This window comes from Arthrobacter sp. T572 (assembly GCF_056780115.1).
In genome coordinates, this window is sequence record NZ_JBRAZQ010000002.1 from 976,404 (window position 1) to 1,001,743 (window position 25,340).

A 25,340-nucleotide genomic window follows, 5' to 3' on the forward strand; every position below is an offset into this window, starting at 1 on the left:
GAACGCCATGACATCGGAATCCGCGCAGGACACGACGTCCGGAGAGGACGTCCAGGCCACCGCCGTGGACGCCGCTGCCGACGGCCAGGCTCCTGGGACCGTGACGGCTCCCGGAAACGGGGCAGCCGCCGGGCGGAGGCCGGCCGCGGCCAAGCCGCGCGCAGGCGTACCGGTGTGGCGCACAGGCAAGCCGGACGCCTTCCTGGCTGCCGCCGTCGGGGTTGCCCGGGAGGCAGTGCAGACCATCGCAAAGCCGGCTGAGATCGGTGAGCATCTGGGAGCAAAGTCCGAAGGTGAACGCGTGGTGACCCACCTCTTCGAATCAAGGCTTCCCGGTTATGGGGGTTGGCAGTGGTTCGCAGTGGTGACCCGCAATTCGCGTTCCAAGGTTGTCACCGTCAGCGAACTCGGTCTCCTGCCCTCCGACAACTCCATCCTGGCGCCGGAGTGGGTGCCCTGGGCCAAACGGGTCCGGCCCGAAGATGAAACGCCGCTGGTGGAGGAGACCACCGACGAAATCTCCGAGGAGTCGGTCCAGGCAGCCGAGGACGAGGCGGTCCAGGCTGAGTCGGACGAAGACGACGACGACGAGTCCGACGAGCCGGACACGGCATTTGAGGACGTTGAAGCCGCGCCGCAAGGCCAGCAAAACTGACGCTCAGCAAACCTGACGCCCATAAACACAAAAGCGGCGCTGGCCGGGAGATCCTGGCCAGCGCCGCTTTTGTGTGCTCTTACTTCTTCAGTTCCCCGACCACGTAGTCGATGCTCGCCAGCAGGGCGGAAACGTCGTCCGGCTCGATCGCAACAAAGGTGGCAATCCGGAGTTGGTTGCGGCCAAGCTTGCGGTAAGGCTCGGTGTCGACGATTCCGTTGGCGCGCAGCACCTTGGCGATGGCAGCGGCATCGATCGAATCGTCGAAGTCGATGGTTGCAATGACGTTTGAGCGTTCCTCGGCGTTGGCGACGAACGGCGTGGCGTATTCGGAGGCTTCGGCCCAGGAGTACACGCGGCTGGCGGAATCGGCCGTGCGCTTGCTGGCAAAGTCCAGGCCGCCGTTGCTGTTGAGCCACTGGACCTGCGCGTCCAAGGTGACCAAGGTGGTCAGGGACGGAGTGTTGTACGTCTGGTTCAGCTTGGAGTTGTCGATGGCCGTCTGGAGATCCAGGAAGTCGGGAATCCAACGGCCGCCGGCCTTGATGCGGGCTGCCCGCTCCAGGGCAGCGGGGGAGAAGAGGCCCAGCCACAGGCCGCCATCCGAGGCAAAGTTCTTCTGGGGTGCGAAGTAGTAGACATCCGACTCCGCAACATCAACGTCGAGGCCGCCGGCAGCGGAGGTGGCATCCACCAGCACCAGTGAGCCCTCATCGGCGCCGTCCACGCGCTTGACCGTCGCGGCAACGCCCGTGGAGGTCTCGTTCTGTGGCCAGGCATAGACGTCCACGACGGCCTCTGCCCTGGGCGCGGGACGCGTTCCGGGCTCGGACTTGATGATGGAGGACTCGTCCAGGAACGGGGCCTTGTTTGTGGCCGAAGCGAACTTGGAACCGAATTCGCCGAAGGAGAGGTGCTGGGCCTTCTTCTCCACCAGGCCGAACGCAGCAACATCCCAGAACGCAGTGGATCCGCCCACACCCAGGACAACCTCGTAGCCCTCGGGCGCGCGGAAGAACTGGCTGAGGCCCTCGCGGACCGAGCCCACAAGGTTCTTGACCGGAGCCTGGCGGTGGGAGGTGCCGAGGATGTTCTTCGCTGCAGCGGACAAGGCTTCTATTTGTTCCGGGCGGACCTTGGACGGTCCTGCACCGAAGCGGCCGTCCTTGGGCAGCAGGTCGGCGGGAATGGTGATGCTGTTGTCGCTCACGGTGGCTCCAATGTGTTTCGGTCAAAGATGGGGAGGTGGCAGGTGGCATCAGCTGCCCCTTCGACTCCCCAATTCTGCCTGACGGGGAGGGCGGGCACTAACCTCCGGTTGTCATAGTCCGCCACGTGGAACGGCGCCGGCTCCGAAGGCCCGGTCGCAGAGTGAAATTATCAAGAGTAATTCCAAATAAGCTAGGCTAAGGTTTGGCGTTCCTGAGCCGGAGGTTGTGCACCGACGGACTTGCCCGGGACGCGGTACGGTGGAGATTACGCAAGAACTGCGTTCGAGGAGAGCTGAGCTGGATGACGGATCTGATCGATACCACTGAGATGTATCTTCGGACCATTTTGGAGCTTGAAGAGGAGAACATTGTTGCTCTTCGCGCACGCATCGCCGAACGCCTCCGCCACTCAGGCCCCACGGTTTCCCAGACCATTGGCCGCATGGAGCGCGACGGCCTGGTGGTTGTCTCCAATGACCGCCACCTGGAACTGACGGAGGTCGGCCGCAAGCGCGCCACCGAGGTCATGCGCAAGCACCGCCTGGCTGAACGCCTCCTTGCCGACGTGATCGGCCTGGACTGGGCCTACGTCCACGATGAAGCGTGCCGGTGGGAGCACGTCATGAGCGAGCGGGTGGAGCGCAGGCTCTACGAACTCCTGGAACACCCCACTGAATCTCCGTACGGCAACCCGATTCCCGGCCTGGAAGCACTGGGCGGGTTGGGTGGCCAGCCGCTGGAACGCGGTGATGTCAACCTCCTGCAGGCCATGGACGGATACGCTTCGGACTCCCGTGTCGTGGTGAGTCGCCTGGCCGAGCCCATCCAGGTGGAGCCCGAGCTCCTGACCCAGCTTGACGAGGGCGGCATCCGCCCTGGCGCTGCCGTCTCGCTCGAACGCGTGGGTGAATACATCTCGGTCCGCGTACCCGGTATCGAAGGCGCCTTGGAGCTGCCGCCGGAAGTCGCAGCGCACGTCTTCGTCGCCGTCAACTGAACTCATGCCCGGGGCGCCGCCCGGTGCGTCCGGCGGGGTGGCGGATCTCACCTTTGGGATCAGCGCCAGCGTGTGACCTGCACTTTTCCGCAGGAAGTGGTATGGGCTCGCTCCGCCACGCCCCGTTTCTGTAGATAACGAATTTATTACTGCGGGCTTTAATCCCCTATAGTTATCTACTAGCGCTGATACCAAAGCGTTACCTGATCTGGAGCCGAACTCTGCCAGCAGATCAGGTGTGCCATCCACCACTGGCAGAGGCGGGGGAACCACAAGCGGCTGTCTAAAGAAGCAGCCTTGGGGTGAAGCCCGCAGCAGAAGTGCCTACTGACGCAAGTCCCTCCTGGGATACCTGTGTGCCGTGTGCGCTTTGTGCGGGCCGGGTCTGAACTCTCTGATCCGAATCCGACAGCTAACTTCGCAGGCTTTTCAGAGAGGAACAGAGTTTGACATCGCAGAACGCCAGGGGCCGCCGACGCGCGACCGGCCCCGCTACTGAGCTGCGGCCAGCCCGCGTCGTAACGGAGATCCGGCCCCGCGACACCCAGCGTCAGGTGCGCCGCCGTAAGAGCCCGTTGCGCCAGGTTGCCGACTTCGCCGCAGCCAGTGGCGTCGGGCAGAAAGCCGGTGTAGCGCTTGCCGCCACCGGCCTTGCCCTGACTGTCGGTCTGCCGGCCACCAGTCCGGTGATGGCCACCTCCGAGTCGGGCCAGACCGAGGCCGCGTTGACACTCGCGGGCGGCAGCCAGCCCGAGGTTTCCGCGGAAGCGTCGGCCAAGATCGATTTCAGCCGCGCAGCCGTTGCTACTGCGGCGGATCCTGACGGCAAGCTCAAGCAGCTCCTGAGTGCACAATCTGCCGAGAGCATCCAGCGTGCCTCATCCGTCGGCAGCCTGGGCAGCCCGCTGGACACGCTCAGCACGGCTTCTCCGTTCGGCTACCGCATCAGCCCCCTCACGGGCGGCGCCGGCGACTTCCACCGCGGGCAGGACTTTGTGGCCCAGTGCGGCACCGCTGTCCATGCGGCAGCAGCCGGCAAGGTCACGTTCGCCGGATGGCACGAGTACGGTGGAGGCAACCGCGTGGTGGTAGACCACGGCAACGGCCTCGAGACCACGTACAACCACTTGTCGTCGTTCAGCGTGAAGGTCGGCCAGACCGTCAGCCGCGGAGACACTGTTGCCCTGAGCGGCACCACCGGCGCCTCCACCGGCTGCCACCTCCACTTCGAGGTCCAGGTCAACGGCGAAGTCGTTGACCCCATGGGTTGGCTCTGAGCCAGAGCTGATGGTCGTCTCTCGCATTTGTGACACGCCCCGTGATCTGAATGTGACATTGAAGCACTTCTGTTGTACCGTCTAAATCGCATCGGCTTCCAGGGAGCCGATGCACTTGGGTGGATTGCCTAGCTCTGCCACCATCCAGGGTCCGTTCGCAAAATTCGTCTGGCAGGGGCGGGGGAACCACTTCCGGCCTTTTTTGAAGGCCTAGGGGTTAAGTCGCAAAGCTTCCTTGAAGCGGAGCGGCCGGATGACTCCCATCCGAATCCGACAGCTCACCTCGCAGGCATTGGGAGAGGCTACCTTCGTGTCTTCACGCACTACCCCTGCGCGCCACCGCGCCGAAACGGTTCGCACGAACCCTTTGAACAACCTTTCCAAGGCTGTTTCCACCAATGCAGGCACCGTAGGACGCCAGGCCGCCGTTCTGGCCGCAGCTTCAGGACTTGTCCTCAGCGTTGGAATGCCCGCCCAGGCAGCTGACACCGACGTCTCCAAGTCGGAATCGTCAAGCACCCAGCAGCTCGTGACCACCGCAGTGGTTACCGCCGAGCCCACCGCCACGGTTTCCTTCGAAAGCCCCGTCGTGGCCACCAAGGAAGCCCCCAAGGTCCAGCGCGCTTCCCAGACCACCCGCACGCAGGCCGGCAACGGTGGTTCCACCAGCGGTGCTGCAGTGACGGCCCAGTCTTCCAAGGCCAAGGACTCCGCTTCCAGCGCAGCCGCTTCGGGCCTCGCCGCCATTGCCTACACCGGCATTGGCCACCCCTACGTCTGGGGCGGCACCAGCCCCAACGGTTGGGACTGCTCAGGTTTCACCCAGTGGGTTTACGCCCAGGCCGGCATCAGCATCCCCCGCGTCAACGCATGGACCGCCATGAAGCCCACCAGCACGCCGGCTCCCGGTGACCTGGTGATGCAGAACGGTGGAGCCCACGTGGGCATCTACGTTGGCAACGGCATGATGATCAGCGCCCTCAACCCCAGCCAGGGCACGCTGCTCCACTCGGTGGCTTCCACCGGCAGCTCCTCGTTCTACACCCTCGGCTAGCACATCCCGTTCGGGGCAAGCCAGCATGCCCCCCAAGTGCTGGCCTGCCGAACCGGACGCGTCCCCAACCGCGTCCGGATACGACAAAAGAGAGTAACCATGACGAGTGCAAACAAGAATGCACGGCACCGCGCTGAGGCCCCCAAGACCAGCTCCATCGCCGTCATCGCCAAGGCCGTCAGCGGCAATGCAGGCGGCGTTGGCCGCCAGGCAGCCGTTATCGCCGCTGCATCAGGCCTGGTCCTGACCAGTGGTGTTGCTGCCAACGCGGCCGACACCAACATCCAGCGCGAGTCCACCGCCACCACGACACTCGACGTGCAGGCCGTTGCCCAGGCAACCATTGCAGCCGATTCCACCGTGGCCATCTCCTACGAGCGCCCCGTCGTCACGACGGTTGAAGCTCCGGCTCCCGTGGTGGAGAAGGCTCCCGCAAAGGCTGAAACCAAAGCCGCTTCCGGTGCCACCACGCAGTCCGGTGCGGCCAATGTTTCGGTCAGCACTGCGGCCCCTGCCACCAAGGCTCCCGCCGCCTCCAGCGGCCTGGGTGCCGCGATCGCCGCGGCAGCCTACGCACAGTTGGGTGTCACGCAGGACTGCACCATGCTGGTGACCAACTCCCTTGCGGCTGTGGGAATCAACTTCCACGACTGGCCGGCCGGTTACCTTTCGTTGGGACGCACGGTGAGCGCAGCTGAAGCGCAGCCGGGAGACCTGATCTACTACGCCAACGGCGGCTACGGCGGAATGGCACACATTGCCGTTTACGTCGGCAACGGCATGGCAGTGCACGGCGGATGGAACGGATCCACCACCGCACTGTTCAGTGCAAATGTCGGCTCAGGCCCCGTTTTCATCCGGGTCAACGGCTGATCGATCATCCCAAGGGAACCCCGCAGGCACAACGCCTGCGGGGTTTCCTCGTTTTAACGCCGCCACGTTTGCCCGGGAACAGGTGTCCCGCACGTGAACATTGACCGACACCACAGGGGAATCAACAGAATAATTCGTTGATATGGCATATAAGTGCTTACCCTTGTCTTGTCGATCCACAGCCCGTACATGCAGAGGGCAGCCGGCCCTCGTGCCCCTGACGGGTGCGGCCGTGAAGAGGTACGTGCATGCGCACACTCGTTCTGAATGCTGGATATGAACCGCTGGCGGTAGTGACTTTCCGCCGGGCGCTGGTCCTTGTGCTGGCCGGAAAAGCAAGCGTAGTGGCCGAAGGCGACGAGCCTGTCGTCGGGCCGCAGGAAATCCTGGGTCGCCCCACCGTGATTCTCCTTAACCGCTACATCCGTCCCCGCTACAACAGGATCACAGCTGTGAGCCGCCGCGGAGTCCTCCGCCGTGACGGACACCGTTGCGCTTACTGCGGCAAAACAGCACACACCATAGACCACGTCCACCCCAAGTCCAGGGGCGGCGCGGATTCCTGGGAAAACCTGGTTGCGGCGTGCTTGAAATGCAACAACGCCAAGAGCGACCACACACTCGCCGAGATGGGATGGAAACTCCGTTTCACGCCCGGCGTTCCCACAGGAACTACGTGGCAGATCAAGGAACTCGAGAAACCTGCACCGGACTGGGATCCGTTCTTGTTGCCGGAGTCGGCTGCCTGATCGATTTCCGCCGGGCTCCCGCCAGTGGCGGTAGTCTGGCCGGATGGAGTTCAATGCCGTGATCCTGGCGGGTGGCAGGGCCACCCGCCTCGGTGGCGTGCCCAAGCAGGGATTGACGTACGACGGCGCCACCCTCCTTTCGCTGGCACTGCGGGCTGCCGCTGGTGCGGGCTCGGTAGTAGTGGTTGGGCCGCCGGGCCCCGACCTTCCTCCAGGGGTGCTGAGGGCGCGCGAGGAACCCGCGTATGCAGGACCGGCCGCTGCGATAGCTGCGGGTTTGGCGGCGTTGGAGTCGGGGGGTGGGTCCGCTCCGTGGACGTTGGTGCTGGCATGCGACATGCCGCATGCCGCCAGGGGCGTGGGAACACTGCTCGACCAGGTCGCCCGGGCTTCCGGAAAGCAGGGTGCAATGGCAGTGTCGGCGGACGGGCGGCAACAACCCCTCCTGGGCATTTACAGGACGGACGCCTTGGCGGTGGAGATTGCCTCCGCCGCGGATAGCGGCACGTTAACGAACGCCTCGGTATTCCGGCTGCTTGCTAGGCTGAACCTGCTGGCAGTGCCCGTCCCTGTTGGTTCCACCGACGACGTGGACACCTGGGAGGACGCGGCTGCCCTGGGCGTGGACACAGGCCCGGACCGTGACAAGAAACTGGAGGCGGACATGAAGAGCCAGGACGAGACGCTTGAGGAATGGTGCCGTGCGCTGTTGCAGGCTTTTGAACTTGAGGGTGTAGAGGTGGACGTCAACGAGGTCCTTGCGGTGGCAGGCGTCGCGGCCCATTCCGTGGTCCGGCCGGCCGCCCCGCTGGCTACCTTCATTGCCGGATACGCTGCCGGCATGGCCCGGGGTATCGGGCAGGCCGATGATGACGCCGCGATGGCCGCTGCCCTGAACCTCGCGCGCCAGGTGGCCAAGCAGTATGCGGACCCTGAAGCCGCCAAGGAAACCAGCGGCGGCACGGGGACCGAGGCGGAGTGACCGAGGCCCCGGACCAGGGCCACCACGCAGCACACACCTGGCACGAGGCCCGCGAGCGGGCCTTCGATGGCGCTGTTCCCATACCTGCCGGCCCCGTGCTTCTTTCCGCGGCCCTGGGGCGGACCCTGGCCGAGGACGCCGTGGCCTTACAGGATATGCCGCACTACGCGTCCTCAGCCATGGACGGTTGGGCCGTCAACGGAAGCGGTCCATGGATCCTGAATGAGCCCGGCCAGCGGCTGGCCCCGCACCAGGCAAGTCCCATTGTCACCGGAGGCCTTATTCCTCCCGGAGCCAAGGCGGTGCTCCGCAGTGAAAACGGCGTCATCACCGCCGATGAGGACGGCCTTCCGATCCTCACCGTCGGGGGAGGGGCCAAGCCCGGGGAGCCGCGCAACGGGCAGCACATCCGGAAAGCGGCGGAAGAGGCCGCGGAAGGTGATGTGCTGATTAAGGCAGGCACCATCCTGAACCCTGCGCATCTTGCCCTCGCGGCCCTCGCGGGCCTGGATGAGCTGGTGGTCCTCGGCAAACCCCTGGTGCGGTTCCTGCTCACGGGCTCGGAAGTCGTATCGGCCGGAGTTCCCGGACCAGGCGAGGTCCGGGACACCTTCGGACCCCAACTGGGCGCCGTGGTGGGCCTGCTGGGCGGAATTCCGGGGGAGCAGGTCCGGGTGGGCGACAGCTATGAAGAGTGGCTGGCCGCGCTGCGGGAAGTTGAGCCAGGTACCGCCGCCGAAGTCACAGCAGAGGTGGGCGGAGCGCCGGAGCCGCCTGCCGACGTCGTAATTACCACGGGCGGGACCGGACGCTCCGGAACGGACCATTTCCGGCGCGCGGTGGCGGAGCTGGGTGGACACCTGCTCATCGATGGCATCGCCATGCGCCCGGGACACCCTGCCGTCCTTGCCGAACTGCCGGACGGACGGTATATTCTGGGCCTTCCGGGCAACCCCTTGGCGGCCATGATGGCGTTGTTCACCATCGGCGGGCCCTTGCTTGCGGCCCTGGGCCATGGGCAGCTTGCTGACATCGGTGAGGTTCCGTGCGGCGCCATGATCGACGCCGACCCCGGCCGGACGCGGCTGATGCCCTTCAAGCTGGTGTACGGCCTTGCATCGCCAGCGCAGCACGCAGGCCCTGGAATGATGCGCGGCCTCGCTGCTGCCGATGGCGTGATGGTGGTGCCGCCGCACGGAGTGCAGATGGGTGAGCTGGTGCCGGCATTCCCGCTGCCGTGGGGAAAGTCGCTGCCTGTGCCCAAACCGCCGGGTGACAAGCCCCGCAAGGCCCCCGTCCGGCAGCAGAGGAAGGCTGCCTCCGGCCCCGTCGACTGGAGTGCCCTGGACGATTGAGTCGTCCGGCGGACGCGGGTGGTCACAGGGCCCGAAGCCTTGACATGATGGACGTATGAACAGGCATGCCCCAGAACAGGACATCAACGAGGATGACCTGCAGATCCATCCACCCAAGCGCGCCGCGGCTGGTCTCAAAGCCGTTTCCGTGGCACTCGAACGGGGTTACTCCCAGGCCGGGGTCGCCCGGACTGTCCGTTCCATGCTCAGGGTGAACCAGCGCGACGGTTTCGATTGCCCCGGTTGCGCATGGCCCGAATCCATCACAGGGCGCCGCAGCCCCGCCGAGTTCTGTGAAAACGGTGCCAAGGCGATCGCGGAGGAAAGCACCACGCGAACGGTGGGAGCGGACTTCTGGGCAGCACACTCCCTCGCGGAGCTGGAAGACAAAACCGAATACTGGCTGGGCAGCCAGGGCAGGATCTCGGAGCCGGTGGTCATCAGACCCGGGGAAACGCATTACTCACCCATCACCTGGACTGAGGCGTTCGCCCTGATCGGGGAGCATATCAATGCCACCACTCCTGATCGTTGCGTCTTCTACACCTCGGGCCGGACAGCCAATGAGACAGCGTTCATGTACCAGTTGTTCGCACGCAGCCTGGGCACCAACAACCTCCCGGACTGTTCCAACATGTGCCACGAATCGTCGGGCAGCGCGCTGAACCCCACCATCGGCATCGGCAAGGGGACCGTTTCGCTCGAAGACATCCACCACGCCGAACTCGTGTTCGTGGTGGGCCAGAACCCGGGCACCAACCACCCGCGCATGTTGTCGGCACTGCGGGACTGCAAGAACAACGGCGGCAAGGTGGTGGCGGTGAATCCGCTTCCGGAGGCAGGCCTGCTGAACTTCAAGGATCCGCAATCCCTCAACGGCGTGATCGGCGGGGGTACCACCATCGCCGACGAATTCCTCCAGATCAAGGTAGGCGGCGACCTCGCCCTGTTCCAGGCGCTGGGCCACCTGCTCCTGGAGGAAGAGAAGCGCAACCCGGGAACCGTCGTCGACAAATCCTTCATCGGCAAGCAGACGGAGGGCTTCGAAGCGTATGCGCGGGCACGTTCGGTGCTCGACTGGGACGAAACTGAACGGGCCACCGGGCTTTCCCGCGATGAAATCACCAGGATTGCGGGCATGCTGGCACGGTCCAAGGCGACCATCATCTGCTGGGCGCTGGGACTGACCCAGCAACCGCATTCAGTGGATACGTTGAAGGAGATCATCAATCTCCTGCTGCTGCAGGGCAACTTCGGCAAGCGCGGCGCCGGTGCGTGTCCTGTCCGCGGGCACTCCAACGTCCAGGGCGACCGCACCATGGGGATCTGGGAGAAGCCCAAGGAATCGTTCCTCGCCGCACTGGATGCCGAGTTCGGGTTCCGGATGCCCCGGGACCACGGCTACGACTCCGTGGAAACCCAGCACGCCTTGGAAAAGGGCGAGGTTGATGTGTTCGTATCCATGGGTGGAAACTTTGCCGCGGCGGGTTCGGACACCCATGCCCTTGAGGCCGGACTCAAGAGGGCAGACCTCACGGTCCACATATCCACCAAGCCGAACCGGGCCCACGTGGTCCACGGCAGGACGTCCCTGATCCTGCCAACCCTGGGCCGCACGGACACTGACGACAAACACCCCACCGGCCGCCAGTTCCTCTCCGTGGAGGACTCGATGTCCGTCATCCACAAGACGCAGGGCCGCCTCGATCCGGTGTCCGAACACCTGCTGAGCGAGCCTGTGATCGTGGCGCGCATGGCCCAGGCCACCCTTGGCGATGACCACCCTGTCGACTGGCGGGCCATGGCCGAGGACTACGACGTCATCCGCGACCACATCTCCCGTGTCATCCCCGGCTTCGAGGACTTCAACACCCGGGTCCGCGGCAGGAACGGGTTCGTGCTGCCCAACCCGCCGCGCGACACCCGCACGTTTGCCACGGACATCGGCAAGGCGAGGTTCTCGGTCAGCCCACTCGAGTACCTTGAGGCCCCCAAGGGTCACTTGATCCTGCAGACGGTCCGCAGCCACGACCAATACAACACCACGTTCTACGGTTTGGATGACCGGTACCGCGGCGTTTCCGATGCCCGCCGCGTGGTCCTGGTCCATGAGGACGACCTGGTGGAGCTGGGTTTCAAGGACAGGGACCTGGTGGACGTCATTTCCACGTTCGCGGGTACGGAACGCCGGGCCAACAGGTTCCGCCTGGTGGCCTATCCCACGGCCAGGGGGTGCGCTGCTGCATACTTCCCGGAGGCGAATGCATTGGTGCACCGCGAGCTGGTGGCCCGCGAATCGAACACGCCCGGTTACAAGGCCATGACGGTCCGGTTCATTCCGCATGAGGAGGCGGGAGCCTGACGTGGGACGCGTGACCCAGCGCCGCAAGGTGCACAAGTTCGTCCTGGACGGCTCGCCGCAGGCGCTGGAGCATCCTGTGCGCTTCAGGGAAGACGTCCTGGCGGTGGAGGAGCCCTTGGAGATCCGGCTGGGGGATATGTCCTTTTCGGTGACCATGAGGACACCGGGTGACGACTTCGACCTCGTGGCAGGGTTCCTGGTGTCGGAAGGGGTGGTGTGGGAGCCGGGCCAGCTGGTTTCCGAACGCTTCTGTTCCGGTGAGGACGAAAACGGGGTGCAGACCTTCAACGTGGTCGATGCCCAGCTCAGGCCCGATGTGGTACGCCCCGAAACGGGCCGGAATGTCTATACCTCGAGCTCGTGCGGTATCTGCGGCACGGATTCAATCGAGGCAGTGCGTAAATCATCCAGACACTCGCCGATGGAGGACGGCGTCACCGTTCCGGTCCGTGCACTCGCCGCCCTTCCGGACAGGCTGCGGGAGGCCCAGGCCGTTTTCGACAAAACCGGCGGCGTGCATGCTGCCGGCCTCTTCAGGATCCACGACGACGGCACGTCCGAGCTGCTCTGCCTTCGGGAAGACGTGGGAAGGCACAATGCGGTGGACAAGGTGGTGGGCTGGGCCCTGCGTGCCGGCCTGCTTCCGCTGAAGGGTACCGTCCTCCAGGTGTCCGGGCGTGCTTCCTTTGAGCTGGTGCAGAAAGCAGCCATGGCAGGGATTCCTGTCCTGGCCGCCGTCAGCGCACCTTCCAGCCTTGCCGCCGAACTGGCTGAAGAGTCCGGGGTAACCCTGGTGGGCTTCAGCCGCGGCAAGAGCCTCAACGTCTACGCCGGAAGGGACCGGATCCTCGGTGATCCGGCCTGATGGGGGCTGGAAGAGCTCACTGTCACTTGGCTATAGGGCTGGAACGACGTAGATTTTATCCATCGAATGGAAACGCGAAACCCTGCCCAGCCACGCCCGCAAAGCCTAAGGGGAACTAATTGCACGACAACCGCCGGATCACTGAACAGCGTCTTGACCGGTTTGTGCGGGACCGCATCCTTCCTGCTGTCTATGGCAGGTCAGTCCCCCTTGAATTGAGCAGTTGGGAAGCCCCGGGGGAGCCCGTTCCGGCTTCGGAAGCCATGCGCCAGCTCTTCACCCCGCAGGAACACGGCGCTGAGTGGGGCAAGGCCTGGAGCACCAAGTGGCTCCGCCTGCAGGGCGAGGTCCCGGAAGGCTGGGGTTCGCGGGAAGGCACCGCGGTGGAGATCGTGGTCGATCTCGGCTTCAACAGCGATGTCCCCGGGTTCCAATGCGAAGGAACCGCGTGGCGGGCTGACGGCAACATCATCAAGGCCATCTCTCCCCGCAACTACCATGTGCCCCTCAAACTCCTCGGCGGCGGACTCTCCGTGGACTTCTATGTGGAGGCTGCGGCCAACCCGGATGTCGCGCAAGGCTGGTCCTTCGTGCCCACACCCCTGGGGGACAAGGCAACCTCGGGTGATGAGCCGCGGTACCGCCTTGGCCGGATCGCCATCGCCGAACTCAATGAGACCGTCTGGGAACTGAACCAGGACATCTGGACCTTGAGCGGCCTCATGCACGAACTCCCCATGGAGCTTCCCCGGCGCCACGACATCCTTCGCGCCCTGGAACGGATGATGGACATCATGGACCCGGACGATGTCGCCGGGACTGCCGCCGCCGGCCGTGAGGCCCTGGCCGGTGTCCTCAGCCAGCCCGCATACGCCTCTGCTCACCAGCTGGTGGCCACCGGCCATGCGCACATCGACTCTGCCTGGCTGTGGCCGGTCCGTGAAACGATCCGCAAGTGTGCCCGGACCTTCTCCAATGTGGTGGCCCTGATGGACGAGGACCCCGGGTTTGTCTTCTCGTGTTCCTCCGCCCAGCAATTGGCGTGGATCAAGGAGTACTTCCCGGAACTGTTCGTCCGGATCCGCGAGAAGGTCAAAGCCGGGCAGTTCGTTCCCGTAGGCGGCATGTGGGTGGAGTCGGACACCAACATGCCCGGCGGCGAGGCCATGGCCCGCCAGTTCGTGGAAGGGAAGAGCTTCTTCCAGCGGGAGTTTGGCGTCGAATGCCAGGAAGCATGGCTGCCCGATTCCTTCGGCTACTCCGGCGCGCTGCCACAGATCGTGAAAGCGGCGGGCTCCCGGTGGTTCCTGACCCAGAAGATTTCCTGGAACAAGGTCAACCGCATGCCGCACCACACTTTTTCGTGGGAAGGCATCGACGGTACACGCCTGTTCACGCACTTCCCGCCGGTGGACAGCTACAACGCCGAACTTCATGGGCGGGAACTCGCCCACGCTGAGCGCAACTATCGGGAGCATGGCCGGGGAACCATGTCCCTGGTTCCCTTCGGCTATGGCGACGGCGGTGGCGGACCTACGCGTGAAATGGTGGCCGCTGCGCACCGCACCAAAGACCTGGAAGGCTCACCGAAGGTCACGATCGGTACCCCCAGGGACTTCTTCACGGCCGCGGAGGCTGAATACTCCAACCTGCCGGTGTGGGTGGGGGAGATGTACCTGGAGATGCACCGGGGTACCTACACCAGCCAGGCAAAGACCAAGCTGGGCAACCGTCGCAGCGAGCACCTGCTGCGCGAAGCCGAGCTTTGGTGCACCACCGCCGCAATCCGCGTGGGGGAGCAGTACACCTATCCAACGCAGGAGCTGAAGAGGCTGTGGCAGCTTGTCCTCCTGCAGCAGTTCCATGACATTCTTCCGGGCAGCTCCATCGCGTGGGTACACCAGGACGCAGAGCGGAACTACGAGGCAATCTCACGGGACCTTGAAGCCATCATCAACGACGCCGCCCAGGCCTTGGTGGGGCAGGGCGGCACGGAGTTCCTGCTCAATGCCGCTCCCCACAAACGCCTCGGGGTTCCGCCCTTGGCAGTGGGGCAGGCCGGCCGGGCCGGGGCTCCCGTTTCCGGCACTGAAACCGATGGCGGTTTTGTGCTGGACAACGGCGTGATCCGGGCGGTCCTGGACGGGAACGGCCTGCTCACGTCCCTGGTGGACCACGCGAGCGGCCGCGACGCGATTGCACCCGGCCAGGCCGGAAACCTGCTGGAACTGTACCGCGATACCCCCAATGAGTGGGATGCCTGGGATATTGAGGAGTTCTACCGTCACAACGTCACTCCGCTGGCCACGGCGGACGCCGTAGGGCTCGAACGCACGGCGACGGGCGCCGTCGTGGTCGTCAAACGGCGGGTGGGTTCCTCCACCATCACGCAGCGCCTCACGCTCGACGCCGGGGCTGAATCGCTGGCCATCTCCACGGACGTGGACTGGCAGGAGCGCGAGAAAATGCTCAAACTCGCCTTCGCCCTGGACGTGCGCGCGGACAGGTCGGCGTCCGAGACACAGTTCGGCCACGTGTTCAGGCCAACCCACACCAACACGTCATGGGATGCAGCCAAGTTCGAGATCTGCGCCCACCGCTGGATCCACGTGGCCGAGCCCGGTTACGGTGTGGCGCTCAGCAACGGCTCGAGTTACGGCCATGATGTCACCCGCGCCGTCCGGGACGACGCGGGAACCACGACGACGGTACGCGTCTCGCTGCTGCGCTCGGCCCGGTTCCCCGATCCCGAAGCGGACAGGGGCCAGCACACCCTGGACGTGTCCATCAGGCCGGGCGCGGGAATTGCCGACGCCGTGGAAGAGGGCTACCGGACCAACCTCAAGCCGCGCTTCATCCGGGGCTCCCGGCCCGTTGAGCCGCTGCTGTCCGTGTCCAACCCGGCGCTGGTGGTGGAGGCTGTCAAGCTCGCGGAGGACGGTAGCGGGGATGTGATCGTGCGGCTGTACGAGTCGCTGGGCCAGCGCTCCAAGGGTATTGTCCGGGCAAACTTCGGTTCAACCGGCGTGACGGCCACCGACCTGCTGGAGAGGCCAACGGAAACCCCGGGGGTCAAGGAGGTCCAAGGCGCGGCCGAACTGGAGCTCCGGCCCTTCCAGCTGGTAACGCTCCGCTTCGCAGTCTAGGAACGGCGCTTCGCAGTGCAGGAACGGCCCGCCGGAACCACCGGCGGGCTACTCCACCAGCTCGGTGTCCACCACATCCTTGAGGACCTGAACCCGCAAGGGGATGACCGCGTCAAAATGCTTGATGTCGGCTGCCACGTTCTTGGAGAACACATCCCCCACCAGGTCAGGCATCTCCCGTACCCTGTCCAGGTAGCGGTCCGCGGCAAAGTCGAACTCCGACCTGTTGGCGCGTATTTGGGCGTTCACGGCCTTGGCCTCATCAGCGATTTTCCGGTATTCCTCATCGGATGCATTGCGTGCTTCGGCGTCGTCGAGCTTGGTCTCGAATTCGTCCTTGATCCGGACGAATTCTGTGTAGCTTTCCTCGGACTTCGCCGTTACTTCGGCGTGGGCCTCCAGCTCAGCCACCCGGTTATCGAACGTTCGGGCAAACTCTACATACGCTGCGTTCTTTGACTGTTTCAGATCGCCTGCTGCTTTCCGGCAGGGGCCGGCTGCCTGGGCGAGCAGCGTCTGGCGCTCACGGAGGCTGGACGCTTTGGACCCCACGAACAGACCGTTGCATCCGGCCTCGTCACCTTCCCGGAAGAGACCTTCGAACAGGGGATAGGAGTCGACCAGTCCTTCCATGTAGTCAAAGTAGCCCTCGTGTGACTCCACCAGCTGCTGTAAGGCCACACCCACCGGATCTTCACCGGAACCATGGCTGGACTTCACGTCCTGCAGTGCGGCGCGCGCGGCATCGGAGGCCTGCCTGAATTCATCCCGTTGCTTCTGGCTGGCCTTCTCCGCATCGGCACGGGACGCCGGCGCGTTCCGTGCTTCCTTGTAAGCGGCCAAATACGCGTTGACTGCAGGGGAGACTTTTGCCCGCGCGTCACTGAGTGCGTTGAGCCGGTCATCCTTGAGCAGGGACAGGCTCTCTTTCCGCTGCTCTCCGGCGAAGTGGGTGACGCCGACTATGGTGCCGGCGGCGATGACCAGCAGTGCTACGGCAATGCCGATGATCAGAAGGGCAGGATTGCGCTTGCGGCGGGCGGGTGCCGTGGTGGTGTCCGGCTGTTCCATGGTCATGGCCTATTTCCCCTCCTGGCCGGCGGCATCGAACCGTTCCAGCCGCTCCTTGAGGACCCGCCCCAGTTCCTCGTTGGAGCTGTTGGCCTCGTCAACAAGCTTCTTGGAGCTTTCCTTGACGGCTGTCTCATACGTGGTCCTGACCTTGCCCAGGGCATCGTTGATGTCCAGCAGGGCCACACCTGCGGTGGTCCGCTTGGCGAGGCGCTCGAGCTCGCTGGTGGCGTCCAGGACCTCCTGCTGCTTATCGCGCTGGCCCTTGATAACGCCTTCGATCCCCGTCAGGAGCTCCACCGTGGCCGGATCCGAGGTGTCCTTCGCGTCCGCCAGCGCCCCAAGGCAGGCATCTGCAGTTTTCACGTAGTCCTCGGCGTATGTCGGGCTTGTGACGTTCAAGTCAGCGTGGAGGGGTGCGCAGGGGCCTCCCACCGAGCGGGTGATGTTGGCCGTATTGGTAATGCGCTGGTCGTTGTAATCCACCACCGCTCCGTAATGCTCCTTAAAGCGGTTGAAGGCATCGGCAAGGCTGCCGTCGCCAAGCGCCGGCGACTCCGCCATTTGGTCCAGCCGTGCCCTGTTGGTGCGGGACTCGCGCTGCAGCCGCTCCGTCTCCTGCTGGAGAACTGTTTCCTTCTCCTGGTCATCCGCGCTCTCGGAGACCACGTTGGTGTACCGGGCCGTGAAGTCCTGCACCAACGGGTCGTAGAGGTTCATGGAGGTGTCCACGATCACCCGTTGCTTGTCCAGGCGGGCTACATCGGCGCGCTGCGCCCCTTCCGGGCGGGAGAGTGCCCACCAGGTGCCAAGGCCTCCGGCGGCGAGGACCAGGGCCACCACCACGATGATGATCGGCGTACGCCGGCTGGTCTTTCCTGCCGGTTGCTGTGTCGCATCCACAGTTTTCACATCCCCCACATTGCTGACTGTTGCGGCCACCTGGGCACCGAAGAAGCGCGGCTCCCCTGCTGTGCAGCCCCTTCGAGGATACGCCAGTCCAGCGCCTAGACGTCGTGTTGGAGCCGTTTGACGAAGAGCTTGGTCCGTTCCTGGCGGGGTGCCCGCAAAACCTCGGCCGCCGGTCCGCGTTCAACCACCACGCCGCCGTCCATGAAAATGACTTCGTCCGCCACGTGCCGGGCGAACGCCAGCTCGTGGGTGACGATCACCATGGTCCATCCTTCTTCGGCGAGTTCCTTGATGACACCCAGGACATCGCCAACCAGTTCCGGGTCCAAGGCGGAGGTAGGTTCGTCGAAGAGGAGCAGCTGAGGCTTCAGCGCCAGGGCGCGGACGATCCCTACACGCTGCTGCTGGCCCCCGGAGAGCTCAAAGGGGTAGGCGTCGCGCTTGTCACCCAGGCCAACCCTTTCCAGCAGCCGCACGGCTTCCTCGATAGCCTGGGCTTTGGGGCGCTTTTGTACCTGCACCGGGCCCTCGATGACGTTCTTCAACACGGTCATGTGCGGGAACAGGTTGTAGTGCTGGAACACCATCGCACTGCGGTCACGGAGGGCGGCGATGTCCTTCTTGCCCACTTTGGAGCCGAAGTCGATGGCGAGTCCGGCTTCGGCGCCGTTGCCGCCAAAGGTGACAGTGCCGGCGTCGGGAATTTCCAGGCCGTTCAGCGACCGCAGAACCGTGGTTTTACCGGAGCCTGAAGGTCCGATCAAGGCCACCACCTGACCACGGCGGATCTGCAGGTCGATGTCCCGGAGGACCACGTTGCTGCCAAAGGCCTTGGCCAGGTTGCGGGCTTCCAGGACCAGCGCGGCAGGCTGTGAAGGCGGGGGTGCGTCAGTGGGCGACATAGCGGTCCAATCTCCGCTCCACGGCAGCTTGCGCTGTGGAGAGGACGAGGCAGATGACCCAGTAAACCAAGGCTGCCTGCAGGTAGAGGATCATGAATTCCTGGCTGAAGGCCGCGATCTGCTGGGCGTTGCGGAAGAGTTCCGTGACCAGGATCAGCGAGGCCAGTGACGTGTCCTTGACCAAGGAAATGAAGGTGTTGGACAGGGGCGGTACGGACACGCGTGCAGCCTGGGGAAGGATGATGCGGACCAGGGTCTGACCGCCGGACATGCCGATGGTGTGTCCGGCTTCCCACTGTCCCTTGGGGACCGACAGAATGGCCGCGCGGATGATCTCGGCCGCGTACCCGCCTACGTTCAACGAGAACGCGATGACGGCACTGGGCCACGGATCAAGCTTCACGCCAAGGTTCGGCAGGCCGTAGAAAATCACGAAGAGCTGCACCAGCAGGGGAGTGCCTCGGATCACCGAGACGTAGAAACGTCCGATGCCGGAGAGCACGATATTGGGGCTGAGCCGCATGAGCGCGACCACGAGCGCCAGCACGAGGCCGAACGCGAAGGACAGCAGGGTCAGGGGGATGGTGCCGGTGACGGCGCCCGTGACGAGCGGGCCGAAGGAACTCCAGACGAGATCCCAGTTCATCTATTTGGTGACATCCGCGCCGAAGTACTTGTCCGAAATCTTTGCCAGGGTTCCGTCGGACTGGAGGTCGGCCAGTGCCTTGTTGACTTCATTGGCCAGTTCCGTGGAACCCTTGCGGAAGACGAACGCGCTCTCGGTCTTGTCCGGTGCCTCTGCGGCGACCTTCAGGCCGGAGTCCGGCGTGGTCTTGGCGTAGTCGAGGTAGGTCAGCTTGTCATTAACGGTGGCATCCACGCGGTCCTGCTGCACCAGCGTGGCTGCCTGCGCCCAGCCTTCCACCGCCTGGACGTTGGCGCCGGCGTCAACGGCCATCTTGTAGAAGTTCGAGGTCAAGGACTGCGCGGTGGTCTTGCCCTTGAGGTCGGCGAAGCTGTTGATGTCCGAGGTATCGGACTTGGTGACCACCACGCCGGTGGACACAGTGTACGGAGTCGAGAAGTCGTACTTGGCCTTGCGCTCGTCATTAATGGAGATCTGGTTGGCAATGGTGTCGAACCGCTTGGCGTCCAGGCCTGCGAAGATGCCGTCGAACTGGGTTTCCTGGAAGGTGGCCTTGACGCCGAGCTTCTCTGCGACTGCCTTGGCAATCTCTACGTCGTATCCGGTCAGCTCGCCTGCGCCGTCGGCATGGAAACTGAAGGGCCGGTAGGTGCCCTCCGTGGCAATGACCAGTTCGCCCTTGGATTTCACGTCCGACAGGGAGGTATCCCCTCCACCGGACTGAGCGGGAGTTGAACCACCGCCGCATGCCGACAGTGCAAGGGCAACTGAAGCCAGGGTGGCTGCGAGGACGGACCGGCGGTTGCGAAGGCTGTTCATGGAGCCATCTTAGTCACGGGCGGGAAAGTACCAGCGGGTAACACCGCCCGGCTGTATTATCACGCTCAGAAACGGCCGTTAAAAAGGCTGAGTGGGGGCGGTCCCCAACAGCCCGCCACCACTCATCCCCCCAATTGTGATCCCGTGGGCGCCACATCCACCGGAAACCCGTTCTCTGATTCCGGTGTCAGGCTGCGGCCTCTTTCACACATTCATGATTGTGCCACGAAATTATGGTTTTGTGAAAGTCTTACGCCGTAAGTCGTGCTTTTCGCTTTGCCACGGTTTTTGAGAACCAGATCCCCGCCAGCCCGATCGCTGTTGCCAGGACCGCCGAGTAATTGATCAGCGAACGCAGCCACAGGTGCACCGCGGGGATCAGGGGGAAAAGCTGCGACACCAGGAGCAGGGTCAAGCCCACGAACAGGGACACTGACGCAGCCCTCAGCAGGCCCGGAGCGCGGCCCGTAATGGTGCGCCAGATGGCCGGAAGCAGGCACGCTGAAACGTAGCCCGGATAGAAACGCCCAAGGGCCGCGTAGGCCTCCATGGAAGGGCCCCACGTCAGGCCGTTCATGCCCACAGTGGAACCGCGGGTGTCCGTGATGACAAAGAAGTAAGTGGTCAGTGCCGCCGTAAGGGCAAGGACCGCCAGCCCCCATGGCCCCCTGATGGCCTGGACCGCCGACTTGGAGTCGAAGCCGGTGGCAATCTTGTAGCCCATCAGCAGGAACGTCCCGTAGAGCAGGAAACGCAGGATCAGGTTTGTCACGTTCATGCCGCCCAGCACGGCGTCGATGGCCATGTACGGGCCTTCGATGCTGAGGAAGATGTCGAGCGTGATGAGCGCGAAGATGTAGAAGACCACACGGTTCTCCCCGCGCAGCAGGCTGGGGATACGCGCCACCGTGATGGCCAGGCAAACAATCAGCGTTGCCCAGGGCAGGACAGCTGTCATCCGAGGTTCTCCCAAATCCGTTCCGTGTGTTCCTGGTCTTGTTCTTGTCTTCGAAGGGTCTTGCCGAGGGCCTGTAGCCGTTCACCGGCCAGCGTCACCAAGGCGCCCAAGGTCATGCTGTCCAACGCTTCCTGACGGCCGCGCAACGGCCATCCGGCCTCCGCTTCGGTGATCAGCCCGCTGGCTACGAGCCCGCCGGCAGGTCCGACGCCGGCCGCCCGGGACGTTGCGATCGCCAGTTCGGGGGGAAGCCTGTTGGCCGTCAGATGTGCCGAGAAGTTCTGGGGGGCGATGCCGGTGGCTTCGCTGACGCGGTGCCGCAACTCGCCGTCGTCGATCGCGTCCACCCAGTTCCGCACAGCGGTGGGGTGCGGTGGATCAGACAGGCGGCCCGGCGGAATCGATCCCGGTTCGCTCCGTTCAACCACCGCACGCAACAGGTCCGTGGTGGCCACCTGGCTTACCAGTTCGCATGACGTCGGCGGAACCGGTTCTCCGCGAAGGTCCGCGTAAAGGTCGAACGTGGCCAGGGCCTGCACCGGGTTGATGTTGTAGGCGCGGCTGATGCTGACCAGCGTGGATTCCGCCACCTTTCCCCGGACCAGCTGCTGGGCCAAGGTTGTTCGTTTGATCCCGGAGATCCTGCAGACGTCGGCCGTGCTGGCGTCGGGCGCAACGCCTTGGAGCCATCGTTGGAATGCCTTGGACTGAAGGGGCATGTAGAGCTTTCTGGATCTTTCAAACTGGCGGTTCCCCGCAGGGCTGCAAGGAGGATGGCGGGTGGGGTACATCTTGATTTTACGCGGAGGCCACATTGAATTATGCTTGATGCTTGAACCCGTTGGTCCGTACACCCCCCAAGTCCGGACCAGCGGGTTTTTCCATGCCCGCCTGAGCGCGGGCCGCGAGAGGACAGACACATGACTGCAACCTTGGTGGCCAAGGACCTGGCCGGCGGACACGGCCACCGTACCCTCTTCTCCAAACTGTCGCTGACGGTGGCGCCCGGGGACGTGGTGGGCGTGGTGGGTGCCAACGGCGCGGGGAAGTCCACGCTGCTGCGCATCCTGGCCGGCGTCGACCGTCCGCAGGAAGGCACGGTCAGCCTGGCGCCGTCGGACGCATTCGTCGGCTGGCTGCCCCAGGAGCACGAGCGGATCGACGGCGAGACTGTGGCCGGGTCCATCGCCCGGCGCACCGGATGCGCCCGGGCCACGGCAGAGATGGAAGCCAGTGCCGAGGCGCTTGGCTCCGGCGCGCCCGGTGCAGATGACGCCTACTCGGCAGCGTTCGACCGTTGGATGGCGTCCGGCGCGGCCGACCTCGAAGACCGCATTCCCGCAGTGCTGGCAGACCTGGGCTTTGAACCGGGCGCCGACGCCCTCATGACCGGGCTCTCGGGCGGCCAGGCGGCACGGGTGGCGCTCGCCGCCCTCCTGCTGAGCCGCTTCGACGTCGTCCTCCTCGACGAACCCACCAACGACCTCGACCTCGACGGCCTGGCCCGGCTGGAAGCCTTCGTGCAGGGCCAGCGGGGTGGCATGGTGTTGGTGTCCCATGACCGTGAGTTCCTGGCCCGCTGCGTCACCAGGATCGTGGAGCTGGACCTGGCGCAGAACTCCGTGGCGGTCTACGACGGCGGTTACGAAGCTTTCCTCGAAGAGCGGGCCATCGCAAAACGCCATGCCCGGGAACGCTTTGAGGAATACGCGGCCACCAAGGCGGACCTCGTTTCCCGGGCCAGGACGCAACGGGAGTGGAGCTCCCAGGGTGTCCGCAACGCCATGCGGAAGAGTCCGGACAATGACAAAATCAGGCGCGCGGCCAACACTGAATCTTCCGAGAAGCAGGCACAGAAGGTGCGGCAGATGGAGTCGCGGATCGCCCGGCTCACCGAGGTGGAGGAGCCCCGTAAGGAGTGGCAGCTCCAGTTCAGCATCGGCCAGGCGCCCCGCTCCAGCGCCGTGGTCGCCACCTTGCGGGACGCCGTCGCACGTCAAGGCAGCTTCACGCTGGGTCCTGTCAGCCTGCAGCTCAACGGCGGTGAGCGGATCGGCATTACGGGCCCCAACGGGGCCGGGAAATCCACTCTGCTGCGCCTGCTGCTGGGGACCCAGGCACCTGACGACGGCGATACTACCCTGGGTGCCTCCGTCTCCATCGGCGAAATCGACCAGGCGCGCGGACTGCTCGACGGCGGGCGGCGGCTTGGCGATGCGGTGGAAGCCGTGCTGGTGGATTGGGCCAGCGCCGACGTACGCACCCTCCTGGCGAAGTTCGGCCTCAAGGCGGACCACACGTCCAGGACCGTGGACTCGCTGTCGCCGGGGGAGCGGACGCGAGCGGCCCTGGCGCTCCTGCAGGCCCGTGGCGTGAACCTGCTGGTGCTGGATGAACCTACCAACCACCTGGACCTGCCGGCGATCGAACAATTGGAAGAGGCTTTGGAAAGCTACGAGGGTGCGTTGCTGCTGGTGACCCATGACCGTCGGCTGCTGGAGAACGTGCGGCTGGATTCGCGGTGGCACGTGGACCAGGGACGCGTCCAGGAGCTGCACCACGTTCCCGGTCAGGAGAAGCAACGATGAGCATGGATGGCGTGGCCTGGAGCTCGCTGTACAAACTGACGCGGGCCCAGAGCGGCTCGCAGCCCTTCTCCAAGGCGACCCTCAAGCGGGTCCTCGGCTTTGCGGCACCGCACAAAGGCAAGCTCATAGCCTTCGTGGTGGCCTCGGTTGCCGGAGCAATCCTTGCTGTGGCCACCCCCGTGCTCGCCGGCCAGGTTGTTGACGCGATCATCGGGAAGGCCGGAGCAGGAACGATCATCTGGCTGGCCGTCCTCATTGCTGTGGTTGCCGTCGGCGAGGCGGGGGTGGGACTGCTCACCCGGTGGTTGTCCTCGACGATCGGTGAGGGCGTGATCGTGGACCTGCGCACGCGGGTGTTCGACCACGTGCAGCGAATGCCGGTGGCTTTCTTCACGCGGACACGCACCGGCGCCCTGGTGAGCCGGTTGAACAACGACGTCATCGGAGCCCAGTCCGCGTTCGCCGGAACGCTGTCCGGCGTGGTCAGCAACGTCGTGGCGCTGGTCCTTACCCTGGCTGTCATGCTGAGTACCTCGTGGCTGGTGACTGTGCTGGCCATGATCCTCCTGCCGGTGTTCCTCATTCCGGCCCGGCGCATGGGGTCCAGGCTGGCAGACCTGCGCCGCGAAGCCGCCGCCCACAACGCTGCCATGGGTACGCAGATGACGGAGCGGTTCTCCGCGCCCGGTGCCACGCTGGTGAAGCTCTTCGGCCGGCCCGACGAGGAGTCACGTGAGTTCGCCGCCAGGGCCGGAAGGGTCCGGGACATCGGTATCCGCACGGCGATGCTGCAGTTCACGTTCGTCACCGCATTGACCCTGGTATCGGCCTTGGCGCTGGCTTTGGTGTACGGCCTGGGTGGGTGGCTTGCCATCGGGGGCCAGCTGGCTCCCGGCGACGTCGTGGTCCTGGCACTGCTGCTCACCCGCCTGTATGCGCCGCTGACCGCGCTGTCCAACGCGCGGGTGGAAATCATGAGCGCGTTGGTCAGTTTTGAGCGGGTGTTCGAAATCCTCGACCTCAAGCCGCTCATCAGCGAGAAGCCGGACGCCGTCGCCATCCCCGCAGGCCCGGTGGCCGTGGAGTTCGACGACGTGCGCTTCTCCTACCCCGCCGCCGACAAGGTCTCGCTGGCGTCGCTGGAAGAGGTCTCCACCCTTGACACCCGTGGCGGCGAGGAAGTCCTGCACGGTGTGGCCTTCCGGGTTGAGCCGGGCCAGACCGTTGCCTTGGTTGGTTCTTCCGGCGCGGGCAAATCCACGGTGGCCCAGTTGCTCTCGCGCCTCTATGACGTGGATTCCGGCGCTGTCCGGTTGGGTGGCGACGGGCCGGGCTCGGGCGTTGATGTCCGGGATGCGCGGTTCGACTCCCTGCGGGACACCCTGGGCATGGTGACCCAGGACGGGCACCTGTTCCACGAGACCATCGCCTCCAACCTGCGCCTTGCCAGGCCGGACGCCACCGAGGACGACATGTGGGACGTGCTGCGGAGGGCCCGCCTGGAACCCATGATCCGGTCCCTGCCCGACGGCCTTGACACCGTGGTGGGGGAACGGGGCTACCGGCTTTCGGGCGGGGAGCGTCAGCGGCTGACCATCGCCCGCCTGCTCATCAAGCAACCGCGGGTGGTCATCCTGGACGAAGCCACGGCAGCGCTGGACTCCACCAACGAGGCCGCTGTCCAGGCGGCCCTGGGGGAGGCACTCGAGGGGCGTACCGCCGTCGTGATTGCCCACCGCCTGTCCACTATCCGCGCGGCAGACGCGATCCTGGTAGTGGAGGACGGAAGGATCGTGGAGCGGGGTACGCACAGCGAGCTGCTGGCGGCCGACGGCCGGTACGCAGAGCTGTACCGCACCCAGTTCGCGGAAGCAGCCGCAGTCGCCCAGGAGGCAGTCCCCGACCACTAGCACCCAAG

Annotated in this window: 21 protein-coding genes and 2 riboswitches; of the genes, 13 read left to right on the plus strand and 8 right to left on the minus strand. The window is 64.8% G+C overall.

Translation table 11 applies throughout. The features are described 5' to 3' along the window. The first annotated feature begins 7 nt into the window (after positions 1-7). Positions 8-655, plus strand: coding sequence for a DUF3027 domain-containing protein (locus ACUYMZ_RS05780; protein ID WP_481602396.1), 648 nt, complete (start codon positions 8-10; stop codon positions 653-655). Positions 656-734: 79 nt separating this feature from the next. On the opposite strand, the gene serC is transcribed toward ACUYMZ_RS05780, so the two are convergent. Next, positions 735-1,865 carry a phosphoserine transaminase gene (gene serC, locus ACUYMZ_RS05785; RefSeq protein WP_481602397.1) on the minus strand — a complete coding sequence of 377 codons (1,131 nt, stop codon included), beginning with the start codon at positions 1,863-1,865 and terminating at the stop codon, positions 735-737. A gap of 302 nt (positions 1,866-2,167) precedes the next feature. Between serC and ACUYMZ_RS05790 the strand changes: the two genes are divergently transcribed. The 10 genes from ACUYMZ_RS05790 to ACUYMZ_RS05835 all read left to right on the plus strand — a co-directional run bounded on the left by ACUYMZ_RS05790 (position 2,168) and on the right by ACUYMZ_RS05835 (position 15,526). Then, positions 2,168-2,863, plus strand: coding sequence for an iron-dependent transcriptional repressor DtxR (locus tag ACUYMZ_RS05790; RefSeq protein ID WP_426006174.1), 696 nt, complete (start codon positions 2,168-2,170; stop codon positions 2,861-2,863). A gap of 202 nt (positions 2,864-3,065) precedes the next feature. Next, positions 3,066-3,305, plus strand: a riboswitch (cyclic di-AMP (ydaO/yuaA leader). A gap of 4 nt (positions 3,306-3,309) precedes the next feature. Beyond that, entirely contained in the window at positions 3,310-4,140 is an 831-nt protein-coding gene (locus tag ACUYMZ_RS05795; protein WP_481602398.1) for a M23 family metallopeptidase, read from the plus strand. A 146-nt stretch (positions 4,141-4,286) separates the two neighbouring features. Continuing rightward, positions 4,287-4,446: riboswitch (cyclic di-AMP (ydaO/yuaA leader) on the plus strand. Positions 4,447-4,450: 4 nt separating this feature from the next. After that, a complete protein-coding gene (locus ACUYMZ_RS05800; RefSeq protein ID WP_426006176.1) occupies positions 4,451-5,194 on the plus strand; it encodes a C40 family peptidase in 744 nt (247 codons plus the stop codon). 99 nt (positions 5,195-5,293) lie between these two features. Next, on the plus strand, positions 5,294-6,067 hold the full coding sequence (locus tag ACUYMZ_RS05805) for an NlpC/P60 family protein (RefSeq protein ID WP_481602399.1): 774 nt from the start codon (positions 5,294-5,296) through the stop codon (positions 6,065-6,067). A gap of 248 nt (positions 6,068-6,315) precedes the next feature. Next, entirely contained in the window at positions 6,316-6,816 is a 501-nt protein-coding gene (locus tag ACUYMZ_RS05810; protein ID WP_426006178.1) for an HNH endonuclease, read from the plus strand. Positions 6,817-6,859: 43 nt separating this feature from the next. Continuing rightward, complete coding sequence (locus ACUYMZ_RS05815) at positions 6,860-7,798, plus strand: NTP transferase domain-containing protein (RefSeq protein WP_426006179.1); 939 nt, start codon at positions 6,860-6,862, stop codon at positions 7,796-7,798. Next, entirely contained in the window at positions 7,795-9,153 is a 1,359-nt protein-coding gene (locus ACUYMZ_RS05820; protein ID WP_481602400.1) for a molybdopterin molybdotransferase MoeA, read from the plus strand. The genes ACUYMZ_RS05815 and ACUYMZ_RS05820 overlap by 4 nt, the downstream gene beginning before the upstream one ends. A 55-nt stretch (positions 9,154-9,208) precedes the next feature. Next, positions 9,209-11,515: an FdhF/YdeP family oxidoreductase gene (locus tag ACUYMZ_RS05825; RefSeq protein ID WP_481602401.1), complete on the plus strand. Its 2,307-nt coding sequence runs from the start codon at positions 9,209-9,211 to the stop codon at positions 11,513-11,515. A 1-nt stretch (position 11,516) separates the two neighbouring features. Beyond that, entirely contained in the window at positions 11,517-12,380 is an 864-nt protein-coding gene (gene fdhD, locus ACUYMZ_RS05830; protein WP_481602402.1) for a formate dehydrogenase accessory sulfurtransferase FdhD, read from the plus strand. Between the two features lie 119 nt (positions 12,381-12,499). Then, positions 12,500-15,526, plus strand: a complete 3,027-nt coding sequence (locus ACUYMZ_RS05835) for an alpha-mannosidase (protein ID WP_481602403.1) — start codon at positions 12,500-12,502, stop codon at positions 15,524-15,526. Positions 15,527-15,574: 48 nt separating this feature from the next. Here the strand turns inward: ACUYMZ_RS05835 and ACUYMZ_RS05840 are convergent, their stop codons facing one another. From ACUYMZ_RS05840 to ACUYMZ_RS05870, 7 genes are all read right to left on the minus strand, one after another. Further along, positions 15,575-16,603 carry a hypothetical protein gene (locus ACUYMZ_RS05840; RefSeq protein ID WP_481602404.1) on the minus strand — a complete coding sequence of 343 codons (1,029 nt, stop codon included), beginning with the start codon at positions 16,601-16,603 and terminating at the stop codon, positions 15,575-15,577. 3 nt (positions 16,604-16,606) lie between these two features. Continuing rightward, the gene (locus ACUYMZ_RS05845; RefSeq protein ID WP_481602405.1) at positions 16,607-17,509 is read right to left on the minus strand and encodes a hypothetical protein; all 903 of its coding nucleotides are present in this window, start codon (positions 17,507-17,509) and stop codon (positions 16,607-16,609) included. Between the two features lie 95 nt (positions 17,510-17,604). Further along, positions 17,605-18,411: an amino acid ABC transporter ATP-binding protein gene (locus tag ACUYMZ_RS05850; protein WP_426006186.1), complete on the minus strand. Its 807-nt coding sequence runs from the start codon at positions 18,409-18,411 to the stop codon at positions 17,605-17,607. Further along, positions 18,398-19,057, minus strand: coding sequence for an amino acid ABC transporter permease (locus ACUYMZ_RS05855; RefSeq protein ID WP_481602406.1), 660 nt, complete (start codon positions 19,055-19,057; stop codon positions 18,398-18,400). Before ACUYMZ_RS05855 ends, ACUYMZ_RS05850 begins: the two co-directional genes overlap by 14 nt. After that, positions 19,058-19,876, minus strand: a complete 819-nt coding sequence (locus ACUYMZ_RS05860) for an amino acid ABC transporter substrate-binding protein (protein ID WP_426006188.1) — start codon at positions 19,874-19,876, stop codon at positions 19,058-19,060. 250 nt (positions 19,877-20,126) lie between these two features. Beyond that, the gene (locus ACUYMZ_RS05865; protein WP_426006189.1) at positions 20,127-20,834 is read right to left on the minus strand and encodes a hypothetical protein; all 708 of its coding nucleotides are present in this window, start codon (positions 20,832-20,834) and stop codon (positions 20,127-20,129) included. Beyond that, complete coding sequence (locus ACUYMZ_RS05870; RefSeq protein ID WP_426006190.1) at positions 20,831-21,553, minus strand: hypothetical protein; 723 nt, start codon at positions 21,551-21,553, stop codon at positions 20,831-20,833. The genes ACUYMZ_RS05865 and ACUYMZ_RS05870 overlap by 4 nt, the downstream gene beginning before the upstream one ends. 201 nt (positions 21,554-21,754) lie before the next feature. Here ACUYMZ_RS05870 and ACUYMZ_RS05875 point away from each other — a divergent pair, with 201 nt between their 5' ends. Both ACUYMZ_RS05875 and ACUYMZ_RS05880 read left to right on the plus strand, forming a co-directional pair. Further along, positions 21,755-23,422 (plus strand): ABC-F family ATP-binding cassette domain-containing protein, encoded by a 1,668-nt coding sequence (locus ACUYMZ_RS05875; protein WP_481602407.1) that lies wholly within the window; start codon positions 21,755-21,757, stop codon positions 23,420-23,422. Further along, a complete protein-coding gene (locus ACUYMZ_RS05880) occupies positions 23,419-25,332 on the plus strand; it encodes an ABC transporter ATP-binding protein (protein WP_481602408.1) in 1,914 nt (637 codons plus the stop codon). The genes ACUYMZ_RS05875 and ACUYMZ_RS05880 overlap by 4 nt, the downstream gene beginning before the upstream one ends. The last annotated feature ends 8 nt before the right edge of the window (positions 25,333-25,340 follow it).